15 protein-coding genes are annotated in these 14,254 nt (G+C 59.7%); 4 read left to right on the forward strand and 11 right to left on the reverse strand.

Translation table 11 applies throughout. From position 1 onward, the window contains the following. Positions 1-27: 27 nt before the first annotated feature. From GWQ31_RS01255 to GWQ31_RS01295, 9 genes are all read right to left on the reverse strand, one after another. The gene (locus GWQ31_RS01255) at positions 28-1,947 is read right to left on the reverse strand and encodes a flagellar hook-length control protein FliK (protein WP_275908457.1); all 1,920 of its coding nucleotides are present in this window, start codon (positions 1,945-1,947) and stop codon (positions 28-30) included. 93 nt (positions 1,948-2,040) lie between these two features. Then, on the reverse strand, positions 2,041-2,481 hold the full coding sequence (gene fliJ, locus GWQ31_RS01260; protein WP_005319326.1) for a flagellar export protein FliJ: 441 nt from the start codon (positions 2,479-2,481) through the stop codon (positions 2,041-2,043). 26 nt (positions 2,482-2,507) lie between these two features. Next, complete coding sequence (gene fliI, locus GWQ31_RS01265) at positions 2,508-3,839, reverse strand: flagellar protein export ATPase FliI (RefSeq protein WP_005319328.1); 1,332 nt, start codon at positions 3,837-3,839, stop codon at positions 2,508-2,510. 52 nt (positions 3,840-3,891) lie between these two features. Then, complete coding sequence (fliH, locus tag GWQ31_RS01270) at positions 3,892-4,698, reverse strand: flagellar assembly protein FliH (RefSeq protein WP_111587482.1); 807 nt, start codon at positions 4,696-4,698, stop codon at positions 3,892-3,894. A 68-nt stretch (positions 4,699-4,766) separates the two neighbouring features. Further along, the gene (gene fliG, locus GWQ31_RS01275) at positions 4,767-5,828 is read right to left on the reverse strand and encodes a flagellar motor switch protein FliG (protein ID WP_017412370.1); all 1,062 of its coding nucleotides are present in this window, start codon (positions 5,826-5,828) and stop codon (positions 4,767-4,769) included. Next, a complete protein-coding gene (gene fliF, locus GWQ31_RS01280; protein ID WP_005319335.1) occupies positions 5,821-7,530 on the reverse strand; it encodes a flagellar basal-body MS-ring/collar protein FliF in 1,710 nt (569 codons plus the stop codon). Before fliF ends, fliG begins: the two co-directional genes overlap by 8 nt. Positions 7,531-7,576: 46 nt before the next feature. Then, positions 7,577-7,894 (reverse strand): flagellar hook-basal body complex protein FliE, encoded by a 318-nt coding sequence (gene fliE / locus GWQ31_RS01285; RefSeq protein ID WP_011898507.1) that lies wholly within the window; start codon positions 7,892-7,894, stop codon positions 7,577-7,579. Between the two features lie 194 nt (positions 7,895-8,088). Then, positions 8,089-8,865: a hypothetical protein gene (locus GWQ31_RS01290; RefSeq protein WP_021138433.1), complete on the reverse strand. Its 777-nt coding sequence runs from the start codon at positions 8,863-8,865 to the stop codon at positions 8,089-8,091. A gap of 198 nt (positions 8,866-9,063) precedes the next feature. Continuing rightward, positions 9,064-9,432 (reverse strand): helix-turn-helix domain-containing protein, encoded by a 369-nt coding sequence (locus GWQ31_RS01295; RefSeq protein ID WP_021138432.1) that lies wholly within the window; start codon positions 9,430-9,432, stop codon positions 9,064-9,066. Between the two features lie 251 nt (positions 9,433-9,683). On the opposite strand from GWQ31_RS01295, the gene GWQ31_RS01300 reads away from it, so the two are divergent. From GWQ31_RS01300 to GWQ31_RS01310, 3 genes are read left to right on the forward strand one after another with little or no spacing between them, the layout of a single operon-like run. Beyond that, positions 9,684-9,992: a DUF134 domain-containing protein gene (locus tag GWQ31_RS01300; protein ID WP_275908458.1), complete on the forward strand. Its 309-nt coding sequence runs from the start codon at positions 9,684-9,686 to the stop codon at positions 9,990-9,992. Beyond that, positions 9,989-10,513, forward strand: a complete 525-nt coding sequence (locus GWQ31_RS01305; protein ID WP_212539053.1) for a NifB/NifX family molybdenum-iron cluster-binding protein — start codon at positions 9,989-9,991, stop codon at positions 10,511-10,513. Before GWQ31_RS01300 ends, GWQ31_RS01305 begins: the two co-directional genes overlap by 4 nt. Further along, the gene (locus GWQ31_RS01310; protein ID WP_275908459.1) at positions 10,498-10,680 is read left to right on the forward strand and encodes a hypothetical protein; all 183 of its coding nucleotides are present in this window, start codon (positions 10,498-10,500) and stop codon (positions 10,678-10,680) included. The genes GWQ31_RS01305 and GWQ31_RS01310 overlap by 16 nt, the downstream gene beginning before the upstream one ends. Positions 10,681-10,719: 39 nt before the next feature. On the opposite strand, the gene GWQ31_RS01315 is transcribed toward GWQ31_RS01310, so the two are convergent. Further along, a complete protein-coding gene (locus GWQ31_RS01315) occupies positions 10,720-11,856 on the reverse strand; it encodes an HD domain-containing phosphohydrolase (protein ID WP_275908460.1) in 1,137 nt (378 codons plus the stop codon). A 292-nt stretch (positions 11,857-12,148) separates the two neighbouring features. Here GWQ31_RS01315 and rimO point away from each other — a divergent pair, with 292 nt between their 5' ends. Next, positions 12,149-13,477, forward strand: coding sequence for a 30S ribosomal protein S12 methylthiotransferase RimO (gene rimO / locus GWQ31_RS01320; protein WP_275908461.1), 1,329 nt, complete (start codon positions 12,149-12,151; stop codon positions 13,475-13,477). Between the two features lie 148 nt (positions 13,478-13,625). Here the strand turns inward: rimO and GWQ31_RS01325 are convergent, their stop codons facing one another. Then, on the reverse strand, positions 13,626-14,093 hold the full coding sequence (locus tag GWQ31_RS01325) for a GNAT family N-acetyltransferase (protein ID WP_275908462.1): 468 nt from the start codon (positions 14,091-14,093) through the stop codon (positions 13,626-13,628). Positions 14,094-14,254: the final 161 nt, after the last annotated feature.

Below are 14,254 nucleotides of genomic sequence, written 5' to 3' on the forward strand. Positions count from 1 at the left end.
GATATCATAAACTTACTCAGGCTGGCATCAAGCATAGAAATCAATTCCGACGTCGTTTGTCGATTCCATCGACAAACGACTGCCTGCCGCCGTGACCTCTGCCTCAGTTTGGCCTGTTTCGGAAAACGATCCGCTGCCATGTTGACCTGACTGGCCCTGGCCGGAAAAAGCGGACTGTCCCTGAGACTGCTGCTGTGGCTGTTGTTGCACCAGAGTCTGACCAAGCTGGATGCCCTGTCCAGCCAGCATATCACGCAGGCGGGGCATGGCTTGCTCCAGCATTTCGCGGGTCTGTCCATGCTGTACCACAAAGTGCACATTGGCTTGGTTGTCGGCCCCCATCTGGATCTGGATTTTCATCTTGCCAAGACCCAGAGGATCGAGCTGGATCTCTGCCTGCTGCAACTTGTCCGTCAGCATCAGGTTGACCTTCTGATGCAACTGGACAGGGGTCTCCGGACTGGCCAGCTTGAGGTGAGCCAAATGCTGGGGATCCCGCCGCGCCGATATGTCTGTGGTCGACTTGCTGTCATTGTTCACGGCCTGGGGCTGACTGTTTTGCTGCACCTGCTGGCTGTGGTTGTTGTCCTGGGTAGTGGACTCTGTGCCCAGAGCGCTGTTTCTACCAAGCTCGGCCACCTTCTGCTTCACATCGAGTTTGACGTCCGTCTTGGTCTTGGGCGCATCGCTGGCTTCCATCTGCTTGAGACCGGCCGACAAGGCGTTCAGTGATGCTTGCGGCCCTTGTGATTCACTGCTGGCCAGCGCCTGTTGCGGCGCCGTCAATACAGGCTCGGCAGCGTGTGCAACCGGTGTCGTCTGAGCGGCTGTCGCCATGCTGGATGCAACAGCCTGGCTATCTGATTTGGCGGCAGGGGCAGCCTTGGCTTGCTCACCCTCTTCAGTGACAACCTGGGTCTGTGCGGCATCGGTCGAGGTTGTGGTGCCACTGTCGGCCCGGCCCAATCCCTCTTCAAACGACCTGGTGGCGCCCGCCTGAGCAGGCACGGCCTGATTCATGGCGTACAGAGGAGATGGCTTTTCAGCCCCCTCCTTGTGACCCATAGGGGGGATGGCGGGTTTGGGGTTGCCATCAGCTTCGACAGGATTTTTCCCCTCGCCTTTAGGGGCTTTATCCACCGCTTCGGTCGGCAACATCTTGCTCAGCAAGGCGGTCCGTTCAGCATCGGAAAGTGCGGCCTTGCCGCCCTTGTCGGCACTCGCCGTGTCTTTGCCCTTTTCATCACCCCTCAGCTCAGCCGCCATGGCAGCGGACGTATCCCCATTCACGGTTTCGGTAGCAGGCGTTTCATCGTTTGCAGCCGCGGCCCCTGCATCCGCCCCCTTGAGCAGGCTGGCTGCCTGTTGCGCCAGCAAGGCGGCCTCACCGGCCGCGGCCTGCTTGCCATCACCTTGTTTGCCCTCAAGCGCCAGCGCATCGGCAGATGCGGTGGCCTCACCTTCTTGCGGCAACATATTGCCGTCACCTTCCACAGCCGGGGCAAGGTTGAGAACGGCGGGGGAGACGAGACTGGTATCCTGCTTGAGGGCGTCTTGCAGACGCTGCAAGAAATCAATGGGAGAGGCACTGCTCTCAGCCTCGTCCATTTTTTTCTCCTTGTCGTCCGTGGCGGCCGTCTCCCCTGTGGTATCCGCCAAAGATTTGGCATCACCATGCTTGCGACCTTCCCCCTTGTCAGTGACGACCGTCTCCTTGACCAGCGGATCGGAGGCGACTTGCTCACCGGCAGCCACTTTGCTGCCCTGCCTGGCACCTGTTGCCTTATCCGCCTGCTGAGCCTTGACCATCTCATCGGAAAAGCCCCCCTTCAGATCGCTCTGCGAGGACTGATCACCTTTATCGGACGATGAGATGAGCGACGCGTTTTTATCGGCAGAGGGCGCAGCCGAAGCGGAGGGGGTATTGGTTAACAATGTCTGCATCATGATGAAGGTCCCTGACGGCAATCGGGTTCGGGGGCAGCCCTCACGCGAAAGAGAGGGGGTGAGGCGCACACTGGATGGTCAGAATAAAGCAAGTTACAGGCCAGAATGATGAAAACGGCGCAGCATGGCGTACTCATCCAGCATCTTCTGCTCCTGACGCTGAGCCTTCTGCTGCTCACGCCCGGCCTGCTTGGCCAGCAACAACTCCACCGCCTTGCGCCTCTGCTGGGCTGACAGCCACTCTTGCCGTCGCAGTTCCAGCGCCTGACGCACTTGCCTCACCCCTTCATACTGCTGGGTGGCCGCCTGTTCGAGCTTGCTGATAAAAGCGTGATACTGGGCATTCTGCTGGGCACCTATGCCCTGCAAGCCACGGTCGGTCCACTGTTGATGGTAAATCTGGCGGTACTGATTGAGCGCTTCCTGCTGCTCCATGAAGATTTTCAGATCCTGCTGGGCCTTGGCCAGTGCCAACCCCGCCTGCTGTTCGGCCTCAAGCAACCGCTCGGACAACATCACCAACCCTTTACTCATGAGCGCGCTCCACCCTTACTACATCGTCAACGCATCAGTGGCATGGCCACCAGTTGCAGGGATTGCAGGCCCTCATCATAGTGAATGACCTCGCGCATACCCTGTTGCAAGAACTGATCCAGGTAAGGTTTGTGAACGATGGCACGGTCGATGCGAGGGTCAGATCCTTGGCTGTAAGCACCTATGGTGATGAGATCCCGGTTCTGCTGATAGAGGGAGTAAAACTGCTTGAGGGTGCGCGCCAAATCCATGTGCTCGGGTGAGGTGACCATGGGCATGACACGACTGATGGATTTTTCGATATCGATGGCCGGATAGTGGCCTGCATCGGCCAGCTCCCGCGACAGGACTATGTGGCCGTCTAGGATGGCCCGCGCCGCATCGGCGATGGGATCTTGCAAGTCATCCCCCTCGGTCAAGACGGTGAAAAACGCCGTAATGGAGCCCTGACCGTCGCTACCGTTGCCCGCTCGCTCCACCAGCGCCGGTAATTTGGCAAAGACCGATGGCGGATAGCCCTTGGTCGCCGGCGGCTCACCCACCGCCAGTGCGATTTCACGCTGGGCCTGGGCATAGCGGGTAAGGGAGTCCATCAGCAGCAGCACATTGAGGCCCTGATCGCGAAAATACTCGGCGATGGCGAGCGCCGTCTCGCACCCCTTGAGGCGCATCAGGGGTGAGGCATCGGCCGGCGCCGCCACCACCACGGAGCGGGCACGCCCCTCCTCCCCCAATATGTCTTCGATAAACTCTTTCACTTCCCGGCCCCGTTCACCGATGAGGCCCACCACCACCACATCCGCCACCGAGCCGCGTGTCATCATGCCGAGCAACACGGATTTGCCGACGCCGGAGCCGGCAAACAGTCCCATCCGCTGGCCCTGCCCTACCGTCAGCACGGCATTGATGGCGCGCACCCCTACGTCCATCGGCTGATGGATGGGGCGACGGGAGAGCGGATTGATACGGTGCTGGGCAAATTGCACCGTCTGGGACGAGAGAATGGGACCAAGCCCGTCCAGCGGCTGGCCTATACCGTCGATGACCCGCCCGAGCAGGTTCATGCCGACCGGAATGCCGTGCTCTTCGGTCATGGGTACCACACGGGCACCAGGAATGACCCCCTTGAGCTGTTCGCTTGGCATCAGGAACAGGCGATCGCCAGAAAAGCCCACCACCTCGGCCTCCAACTCGCCATCCTGGGTATCGATGCGACAGAGGGCACCGATGGCCGCGCGGCAGCCAATGGCCTCCAGCGTGAGTCCCACCACCCGGGTCAATTTACCGGCGACGGGCGGCTTGGGCGCGGTATCGCGGACCCGATACCCTTGCAACCGAGTGAGTAACGAGCCGCTCATCTGGCCTCCTGAGAGAGAAAAGTCAACCGGGCCCGCTGGCGCCAGCCCGGTGTCAATTATTCGGCAAGTCCCGAGACGCATTGTCTCGCAAGAAACTGCGCAGCAGCTGATCGATACGCCCCTGCAGGGTCAAATCGACGCTGGAAAGCTCGGTCGCCAGTTGCAGATCACCGGGGGAGAGAGTGGGATCGCTTTGCAACCGCCAGTGACGCTTGGCGCACTCTTCCACCCCAAACGCCTGCTCGACTCGGGCAATGTCATCAGGATGCAGCATCAGGGTGACGCCCTGCTCGGCGGCCGGCAACAAGGCCAGCCCCTGCTTGAGCGCTTCCAGCAGGATACGGGGCGAGGTCTCTGCCTCGTGCCGCATGAGGGTGCGGGCCAGTTGCATCACCAGCGAGATGAGCTGCTGCTCCACCGCCTGATCCAGCTCATGGAGAGGATTGGCAAGGCGGTCGATCAGCGACTGCCAATGGGCCATCTGCTGTTCCACCTGCTCGCGGGCCAGAGCCAGCCCCTCCTCCTTGCCCTGCTCGAGCCCGGCCTGGTGGCCTTGTTGCAAGCCTTCCAGCTTGCCCTCCTCCAGTCCCTTGGCGAATCCGCTGGCCTGACCTTCGGCCATGCCTTCATCCCAGGCGGCCTGACGGATGGCTTCCAGCTCTTCTGCCGTTATGCTGGGGGTAGGTTCGGGAACCGGTTCTTCCACCGGCACTTCTTCTTCCTGCTGATACCAGTCGGGAGAATAACCCAGGGCATTGGTCTCGACAGCGGCCTCGACTTCCATCTCCGGCCAACCCCACGCCTCGACCCGGGTATCATCCCCGTCAGGGCGAACATAACCACGCAGCTTGTTGTTCATGCTTTAAATGCGCCCCTCGCCACGGTCATTTGCGGGCCAACGAAACCGAACACTTGATGGTTCATGGTTTAGAGGAACTCCTCGCCGCCACCGGCGCCCAGCATAATCTCGCCGGCATCCGCCAGACGGCGGGCGATGGAGAGGATCTCTTTCTGGGCAGCTTCCACCTCGGAGACCCGTATTGGCCCCATGGCCTCCAGATCGTCCGCCAGCATCTCGGCGGCCCGCTTGGACATGTTCTTGAAAATCTTCTCGCGCATCTGATCGTCCGAGCCCTTGAGCGCCCGTTGCAGCAGCTCGCCCGGCACTTCCCGCAGCATGGTCTGGATACCGCGGTCGTCCACGTCGATGAGGTTCTCGAACACGAACATCAAATCCTGGATCTGCTGGCTCATCTCTTCGTCCGACTCGCGGATGGAGTCCATCAGCTGGCCTTCGATGTTGGTATCCAGGTAGTTCATGATGTTGGCTGCCGCCTTCAAGCCGCCCATCTTGGCTGCCTGGGCACCCGCCGCACCGGCGAACTGTTTCTCCATGATGTCATTCAACTCTTGTAACGCCGCCGGTTGCACCTCTTCCAGGTTGGCGATCCGCATCACCAGATCCAGGCGCACCTGCTCCGGGAACTGGCTCAGGATCTCGGCCGACTGCTCAGGCTCCAGATAGGACAATACGATTGTCTGGATCTGCGGGTGTTCGTTCAGGATGATGCTGGCCACCTGGCGTGCATCCATCCACTTGAGGGAGTCGAGGCCGCGGGAGCCCGAACCCAATATGATTTGATCCACCAGGTTGCTGGCTTTGTCTTCGCCAAGGGCCGCCACCAGCGCCTTGCGCACGAAGTCTTCGCTGCCGATGCCGATGTTGGTGTACTTCTGGATATCGTCGATGAATTGACGATGCACCGCCGCCACCCGATCGTGGCTGAAGTCAGACATGGAGGCCATCGACATACCGAGTCGCTGTACCTGCTTGGGCTCAAGGTGACGGAAGATCTGGGCGGCATCCTCTTCATTGAGGCTCAGCATCAATACGGCCGCCATCTCCATCCCGCTCATCTGATCCAGGATCAGGCGCTGTCCCTCGGTAATGTCATTACCGGTGACTTGGGTCTTAATTTCTTCAGGCATCTTTGTTGCTTACCCATTCTTTAATGACCTGTGCGGCCAGATCCGGTTCGTTCGCCACCAGCGCACGTACCGCCTTGAGCAGATCCTCGTCACGGTGCAGATCCGGCAGTTTCAAATGGCCGTCACGTACGCCGAATACCGGCTCGGACTCGGCCTGAGCGGCCAGCAGACTGAGCTCGTCATCCCCACCCAGCACTATGCTGTTGTCCAGATCCAGATCCCCTTCCGGTCGTGCATCCGGGTAAAGCAGACGCTTGAGCATGGGGCGTACCACTGTGACGATCAACACTATGATGACCAGCACTGAGGCCGCTATGCGCACCGCACGCCAGAACCAGGGTTGCTCGTAGATGGGCGCGTCGGCCACATTTTCAAGCTCGGGACGGTTGAACGGAATGGCGACCACTTCCAGAGTATCACCGCGGGTCACATCAAAGCCAAGCCCGCCGCTCAACAGACGACGCAGGGTATCGAGTTCGGCCTGGGAACGGGCCTCACGGGTGACGGCGCCATCGGCACCGGCGATGGACTTGTAATCCACGGCTACCGAGACTGTCATGCGGCGAATACCCCCCATCTGGCGGCGAATATGGCTGACGGTGGTATCCAGTTCGAAGTTGCGGGTTGCTTCCTTGCGGGAACGACCGGAGGAAGAGGCGGCTCCGCCATCTCCGCCTGCGGCTTCCTCGGGAATATTCGAGGCTGCGGGTGGCTGATTGGTGAGAGCACCCGGCACACCGCCGTTGCTGCCACTTGCACTGTTCTCTTCCAGCGTCATCTCGGAACGCACGGCAGGCAGGTCCGGGTTATAGGTCTTGCGGGTCTGCTCCTGCTGGGAGAAGTCGAGGGAGAGGTCAACCTCCGCCGTATAATTGTCGGCGCCCAGTACGGGTATCAGGATGGCGTCAATTTTTTGTTTGTATTCCACTTCCTGCTTCTGCTGCATCGCAAACTCCTTGCGGGTCTGGGCAGAGACAGGATCTTGCGAACCGGAATTGAGCAGGCGACCGTTCTGATCGGTCACAGTGACACGGGTCGGCTCCAGGCCATGTACGGCGGAGGCGACCATGTCGACGATGGAATCCACTTCCCCCTGACCAAGAGCATTGCCCTTGAGGCTCAGCACCACGGTCGCACTGGGTTTGCGCTCGTTGCGGGCGAACACGTTGTCCTTGGGAATGGCCAGCAGCACCTGGGCCTTGGCCACGTTCTGGAACTGCTCGATGGCGCTCGCCAACTGGCGCTCGCGGCTTAACTTGAGACGCTCCGTCTCCATGCGCTGGCTGACGCCAAAGCTGGAATCCTTGAGCAGGATGGACTCGCCATCGTTGCTGGCATCGGTATTGGTGGCAAGGCCGGCGCGGGTCAGGCGCAGGCGGATATCGGCATATTTTTCGGCGCTGACCAGCACGCTCTTGCCATCCACCTCATAGGGGATCTTCTGGGCGTCAAGGTAGTCCAGGGTCTTGACCAGCTCCTGGGTGCTGTAGGTGCCAAGGGGACGCATGTCCGGCTCCTTGCCCCACAACAGGATGAAAACGGCGATCGCCAGACAGATGGCCAGCCCCAGGATCAGGGTAATTTGCCGCAGCACATCCGTGTTGGACAGGAAGCCGAGAGCTGAACTCTTTTGCTCGTTCTCATCGAGGGCAGCGGAGCTCTCCTCGTTGATCAGCAGTTCGCCATTTTGGTCAGTAGCCACGATTTATGTCCTTATTGCTGACATGTGCATGATATTCAGTAATCTCTTATACCGGCATGTTCATGATGGTCTTGTAGGCATCGACCATCTTGTTGCGCACCTGCACCGTTGCCTCGAAGGCGATAGAGGATTTCTGGCCGGCGATCATCACATCGGACAGATCGACTGACTTGTCACCCATATCGAAACGGGTGCGCAGATCATTGGCGGCGCCTTGCAGTTCGTTGACGTTGCCGAGCGCCTGCTGCAGCAACTGACCAAAGTCAGAGGTGACCTGACGACCGGGCTGAGTCAGCGGCGTGGCACCAGCTTCAACCTTGAGAGCCTGCATCTCTTGCATCAGGCTGCTTGCACTAATTTCCATATCTCATCCCCAGACAAATCATTGACGCTGGCATCCAACAAGCAATTAGAGTGCCAATGCGTTGCAAGCTACCAGTATCAGGAGATGACGGCGAAAAAACATGGGTAGACGAGAGTCGATGTGGTCATCAGTGCGGAATGAAGGCAATAAAATGGCCCGCATAATGCGAGCCATGTTGTGAAGGAAATAGGGGCCTACCGGGTCAGATCCTTGTCCACCCAGTATTTGGATCCCGAGATGCTGGCATCGAGCAGCAGCCCCGTCTCGCCGATCTGATAGATGGCCATGCCGCCATTGTACTTGGCGGTGAGTCCGGCGCTCTCCTTGCCCGCGACCGCCCCCACCTCTGAGGTCGCCTCCCAGCCCTTGGTCACGAAGGCATCGAACCTGGCCTTGTCTTCAAACAGGATCACCTGCTGGTAGAACTTGCCGCCAAGGCCGGCCGAGAGGCCTGCGCCCAGCATTTTCATGTAGGTGTGCTGGCCGCTGCCGCGATTGATCGCCACCCCTGCCCCCTGATTGGTTTGCAACATCAGGGAGAACTTGCGTGAATCGAACACCGCATAGCCATACGCCCGGTCAAACAACAACTTGGCAGAGGGTTGTTCGTTGAACAGTCGCACCAGCGCGGTATCGGCCATGGTATCGAGGGCAAGCCGCGCCTCGTCGGCCGTCTTGGGCTCACGCATCTCGTCGAGCTTCTTGTCGGCTACCACCAGCCACTCCTTGCCGGTTGCTATGCTCTTGTCGGTCCAGGCCCCGGCGGTATTGAACGCCTCCGAGCCCCACTGGGAGACGGACGCCCAGGTCGCCTTGGAGAAATCGGTCACGCTCCGCCACGCCTCCTTGCTGGTGTCGCTCACAGCCGTGCCGAGGTCGGCGGCGGCCTCCTTTACCTTGGCCCAATCGGCCAGGATGGGGGTCGAGGCCAGCGCCAATGTCGTTGCCAATACCAGGAATCGAATCTTCATGGGTTCTCCATCATCTGTGATGAGCTGACCCTCACAGTAGCAGAATAAGGGACCGCCGGATAAGTGTGAGGCCCACAACACCAGTCAGTGGATGACGCACGGCCTGACCTCATATGAACACCTGAGCACCCAATCCGGTATCCGAGATGCCCGGCAAGCTTGGTTGAAAGGGTCAGTTCCCCCATGACGGCGCTGGCGTTATCCCTTGTCGCAGCAGGCGTTGGCAGGCAGAACATGAGGGGAACAACTGGACTCGGCACGCATCATGCCGCATGCCTCGGGGTGACCGGCGCAGCACTCCTCCGTGAGGTAGCCTATCAATGCCAGCATGAGAGGGATGTTGGCGCGATAACGCAGGAAGCGACCCTCTTGTTCCACCGACAGCAAGCCGGCGTGCAACATGGCCTTGAGGTGAAATGACAGTGTGTTGGGGGCGATATCGAGACTGCTGGAAAGCTCCCCGGCCACCCGTCCCTCCAGGCCCGCTTTCACCAGCAGACGCCAGACATCGAGCCGAATGCCGGAGGAGAGGGATTCAAACACCTTGGTGGCCATCGCTTTGTTCATGTCATTCACCTTGAATTTTCATCAATAACTCATTATTTCAGCAAGATACGTACGATTAACATGCGTGAGACAAGCAGCTCGTCCCTCCCGGGAACGAGCACTGATCGTTGCACAGCCAGACCCAACCATCTTGCGACCAGCGCACTGTAACAGGGCCTTCGTCCCTGATATGCAATGAAAACACATGTTTTATTCATTTGCATACCCTGATTGCCCGGCGTATAAATGGCATATGCCAAATAGGAGTGCTTATGCCCAGACCCAAGATTGCCCGCCAGATCTGTGGCCGCCCCGCCAACAGTTGCTTCAAACCCAATGGCCGCCCCATGCACCAGCTGGAACAGGTCGCCCTCGCTGCCGACGAATTCGAGGCACTGCGCCTGGTGGATCTGGAAGGCATGCAGCAACAGGAGGCCGCCGTCGTGATGGGGATATCTCGTCAGACCCTGGCCAACATCCTTAAAAAAGCCCGCTACAAGGTGGTGGACTGTCTGAGCCAGGGCAAAGCCTTGATGATGCAGGCGAGCGAGCCCGACACCAGTGGAGACATATCCCAATGAATACAGAACATGGCCTGATGATGGCGCCAGCAGCCAACCGCGCCGTCATGCTGACCCGGGGCCAGCTGGCCAGTCACTTTACCCGCGCCGAACAGCTGCAAATAGTCAGCCCCGAGGGCACTGTGCTCGCCACCCTGCCCAACCCGGCAGCCGGTGAGGGTTGTGGCGGCAAACAGGCGCTGCTGGTCACCCTCAAGGCTCATCAGGTCAACCAGGTAGTAGTACGCAATATCGGTGAGCGAATGCTGGGACGCTTGTTGACCGGCGGCATGCAGGTGGTGCAGTGTCGCTCGGCGCGACTGCCGTGGCCGGCACTGCTGGCTGAGGGAAATTTGCAACCTCTGACCGAGCCAAGCCAGGGCCGCAGGTCACAGCACCATGCTGGCAAACCCGTCATCCACGCCATCAAACGCGATGGCCATGACGGTGCTGAGCGTCCCCCTTGTCAGGGAGGCTGCTGCGGCGAAGGGAACACAGGGTGCCACAACACCAAGGAGGCAAACTCATGTCACTGCTGCTGATCACCATACTGGCCGCCTTTGTGCTGATCGTCGCCATGGGCTCCCTGCTCTGGTGGCGCCAGTACAGGCTGGCGCAAAAGCGCGCGGATAAAGCGGTGCGCCCCTGTGGCTGCGCGAACGCCTGCGCCGATCACCTCTACCAGATAAGCGAACCTGAACCCAAGTAGAAAGGTGAGAACCGGCAAGACTGGGGCAAATTGCTGACATCAGTGGCTTGAACCACGGCCAGGTCTCGAAATATCGCTGCCGACCTGGCTGGTGGCGGGCTCCTGATACTGCTGATGTATGGTGCGAAACGCCTCCTTGTTGCGAAGCGCGGCTTCCACGCAGACGGGGTCAAACTGGCTGCCGGCATGCTCCTCCAGATAGGCAAACGCCCTGTCAAACGGCCAGGCCTGTTTGTAAGGACGCTCGCTGGTGAGAGCATCGAACACATCTGCCACCGCAACGATGCGCGCCGCCAGAGGAATAGCCTCCCCCGCCAGCCCCTGCGGGTAACCTGTGCCGTCAAAACGCTCATGATGGCAGGCGATGATGTTTTTCAACATGTCGGTGTGATAAATGCCATCGAGGCCAAATTCACTGATCATCAGGGCAATCATCTCCCGCCCCTTGCCGGGGTGGATCTTCATGATCTCGAACTCCTCCGGTGTCAGCTTGCCCGGCTTGAGCAGAATGGCATCGGGCACCGCAATCTTGCCGATGTCGTGCAGCTCGGAAAAGAGGTAGATAAACTCCACCTCCTCGTCGCTCAGCGAATGGCGCGTCGCCACAGAGCGGGCGATCAGCCGGGAGTAGGCCGACATCCGGCGCAGGTGGTTGGCGGTCTCCTCATCCCGATAACGGCTGAACTCCCGCGCCGTGGTGAGGGCGCCACTCAGGGTCTGAATGGAGAAAAACTCAACGGCTATGATGGCTGCCAGCATCTGGGCATAGGTCGCCAGCTCGGTGCGAATGGGTGCATCGAAATAACCGGGCTCCCTGGCATCGCAAAACAGAAAACCGAACAACTTGCTGTTGAACAGCAGCGGCTCCGTGTAGCTGGAGGCATACCCCGCTTCCAGCAGCTTGCGGCTGTGCTCCGAGCTCGACCCCAGCAGGGAGTCCAGACTGTCGAGCACCCTGGGCTGTTTGTGTTCCGCCAGATAGCGCAGGGAGGGCACCTCGCTCAGTTTGACCTCGTACTGCACCAGAGGAGAGCTCCCCTCGGTGCTGTGGGCAAAGGTCTTGAGCCTGTCCGTATGCGGGTCATAGATAGCGATGGCCACCCGGCTCAACTTGTCAAAGCGCTGCCTGAGCGTGGCATGCAGATGCTGCATTCTCTCGCCAAATGAGCTCTCCATCCCGTCCTCCCTGCTGGTGTGCCTGTTGGGAGTATAGTGACGCCCATCAGCAGCCCCCATCTCGTTAACTGAAAACTCAACAAGATGTGAGCGGGTCGACGATTCGGCTGGCCCAGTCGAGATGCACCCAAAAGGGGTAGCCTGGCTGGCGCAGTGCTTGGGTGCTGTGTAGGGGAATCTGCCTCCGCCAGAGATATTGTTCCGTTCTACCGTGCTGGCTGTATAGTTTTTGGTTAGCCATTCCGGTAAAATCCGCGCCCTTATAAGAGAGCCACCTAAGAGTGATTGAGCGATGTCCAACACAAAACAGGCCCCCAAAGTAGGATTCGTCTCCTTGGGTTGCCCCAAAAATCTGGTCGATTCCGAGCGCATCCTGACCCAGCTGCGTACCGAAGGGTACGATGTGGTGCCCAGCTATGATGATGCGGAGCTGGTGGTGGTCAACACCTGCGGCTTTATCGACAGCGCGGTGCAAGAGTCGCTGGAAGCCATCGGCGAAGCCCTTGCCGAGAACGGCAAGGTGATAGTCACCGGCTGCCTCGGCGCCAAAGAGAACCAGATCCGCGAGATCCACCCCAAGGTGCTCGAGATCACCGGCCCCCACGCCTATGAAGAGGTACTGGGTCACGTCCACAAATACGTGGCCAAGCCGACCCACAACCCCTTCACCAGCCTGGTGCCGGCCCACGGCGTCAAACTGACTCCGCGCCACTACGCCTATCTGAAGATTTCCGAAGGCTGCAACCACCGCTGCACCTTCTGCATCATCCCCTCCATGCGCGGGGATCTGGTGAGCCGCCCCATCGGCGAAGTACTGGCGGAAGCCAAGCGCCTGAAAGAGGCCGGTGTGAAGGAAATCCTGGTGATCTCCCAGGACACCTCCGCCTATGGCGTCGATGTGAAGCACCGCACCGGTTTCTACGACGGCATGCCGGTCAAGACCAGCATGGTCGCCCTGTGCGAAGAGCTGGCCAAGCTCGACATCTGGGTACGCCTGCACTACGTCTACCCCTACCCGCACGTGGATGACATCATACCGCTGATGCGCGACGGCAAGGTGCTGCCCTACCTAGACATACCGCTGCAACACGCCAGCCCGCGCATCCTCAAATTGATGAAGCGCCCGGGTACCGTCGAGCGTACCCTGGAGCGGATCCAGAAGTGGCGCGAGATCTGCCCCGAGATCACCCTGCGCTCCACCTTCATCGTCGGCTTCCCCGGCGAGACCGAAGAAGAGTTCCAGATGCTGCTGGACTTCATCGACAAGGCGGAACTGGACAGGGTCGGCTGCTTCAAATACAGCCCGGTCGAAGGCGCCAAAGCCAACGAGCTGCCGGATCCGGTACCGGAAGAGGTTCAGGAAGAGCGCTTCCAGCGCTTTATGGAGCTGCAGCAGCAGGTCTCCGTTCGCAAGCTGGCCCGCAAGGTCGGCCAGGAGATGACAGTGCTGATCGACGAAGTGGACGAAGAGGGCGCCACTGGCCGATCCTTCGCCGACGCCCCCGAGATCGACGGCCTGGTCTACCTGAACGGCGAAACCGATCTGAAGCCCGGTGATCTGGTCAAGGTCCGCATCGACGAGGCGGACGAGTACGACCTCTGGGCCAGCCTGATAGGCTAAGTCCGCAGTCCACAATGGCGCCTGCCCGGCAGGCGCCAATAAAAAAGCCAGTCAGTGACCCTGACTGGCTTTTTTATTGATCGCACTAAATGATTATGCGCGCTGAAGCGGGGAGCAAGCTGCTGCAGATCAGCGCTTCTGACGAGGGTTAGATGCCGGTATCCGCCACCATCACCAGAACATGAACGCCTTTATCATTGACCTCCTCAACGGCCTTGAAACCATGACGGCAATAAACGCCACCGCTCAGGTTTTCGGTTTGCAAGTACAGCTTGCTGATCCCCGCCCTGCGAGCACGGCTGAGGATCTCTGTTACCAGCAAGGAGGCAACACCCTGCCCACGCGCTTTTTCAACGACATATACCCCACCCAACCAATATTCGTACTCGGGAAATATCGCCATTTCACGGATCTTGAGCTCGGCAGCCCCCACCCATTCACCGGCCTGGCGGGCCAGTACCATCAGCGGAGCCCGGTCAACCTGGGTGGCCGCCATGACCTTGGCCAGCACCTGCTCTTGAGTAAAGCGACCACTGTCGCGGCACCATTCGTCAAAATACCATGAGGCAACCACGCCTGCGGCAGATGGCGCATCCGCCAGTAACAACAACTCCATAAAGCCTCTTTTGCGTATAACCCATGACCTGCAGGGAGGAATGAACACGGCGAGGCGAAGCCCCGGGTAGCGCCGACAGGCGGCACCCTGGCCGCTGGCAGCGCGTCCCCATGGACCCGCTTGCCCCAGACCAGGTTATCGAATGGATATCATAACCAGCC

It is taken from the genome of Aeromonas sp. 2MA4 (assembly GCF_029237305.1).
In the GTDB taxonomy this organism is placed as follows: Bacteria; Pseudomonadota; Gammaproteobacteria; order Enterobacterales; family Aeromonadaceae; genus Aeromonas; species Aeromonas salmonicida.

Bases quoted from the DNA above. Each gene is read 5' to 3' on its own strand.
- GWQ31_RS01255 (WP_275908457.1), bottom strand. From the start codon at position 1,947: ATGATGCAGACATTGTTAACCAATACCCCCTCCGCTTCGGCTGCGCCC.
- fliJ (WP_005319326.1), bottom strand. From the start codon at position 2,481: ATGAGTAAAGGGTTGGTGATGTTGTCCGAGCGGTTGCTTGAGGCCGAA.
- fliI (WP_005319328.1), bottom strand. From the start codon at position 3,839: ATGAGCGGCTCGTTACTCACTCGGTTGCAAGGGTATCGGGTCCGCGAT.
- fliH (WP_111587482.1), bottom strand. From the start codon at position 4,698: ATGAACAACAAGCTGCGTGGTTATGTTCGCCCTGACGGGGATGATACC.
- fliG (WP_017412370.1), bottom strand. From the start codon at position 5,828: ATGCCTGAAGAAATTAAGACCCAAGTCACCGGTAATGACATTACCGAG.
- fliE (WP_011898507.1), bottom strand. From the start codon at position 7,894: ATGGAAATTAGTGCAAGCAGCCTGATGCAAGAGATGCAGGCTCTCAAG.
- GWQ31_RS01290 (WP_021138433.1), bottom strand. From the start codon at position 8,865: ATGAAGATTCGATTCCTGGTATTGGCAACGACATTGGCGCTGGCCTCG.
- GWQ31_RS01295 (WP_021138432.1), bottom strand. From the start codon at position 9,432: ATGAACAAAGCGATGGCCACCAAGGTGTTTGAATCCCTCTCCTCCGGC.
- GWQ31_RS01300 (WP_275908458.1), top strand. From the start codon at position 9,684: ATGCCCAGACCCAAGATTGCCCGCCAGATCTGTGGCCGCCCCGCCAAC.
- GWQ31_RS01305 (WP_212539053.1), top strand. From the start codon at position 9,989: ATGAATACAGAACATGGCCTGATGATGGCGCCAGCAGCCAACCGCGCC.
- GWQ31_RS01310 (WP_275908459.1), top strand. From the start codon at position 10,498: ATGTCACTGCTGCTGATCACCATACTGGCCGCCTTTGTGCTGATCGTC.
- GWQ31_RS01315 (WP_275908460.1), bottom strand. From the start codon at position 11,856: ATGGAGAGCTCATTTGGCGAGAGAATGCAGCATCTGCATGCCACGCTC.
- rimO (WP_275908461.1), top strand. From the start codon at position 12,149: ATGTCCAACACAAAACAGGCCCCCAAAGTAGGATTCGTCTCCTTGGGT.
- GWQ31_RS01325 (WP_275908462.1), bottom strand. From the start codon at position 14,093: ATGGAGTTGTTGTTACTGGCGGATGCGCCATCTGCCGCAGGCGTGGTT.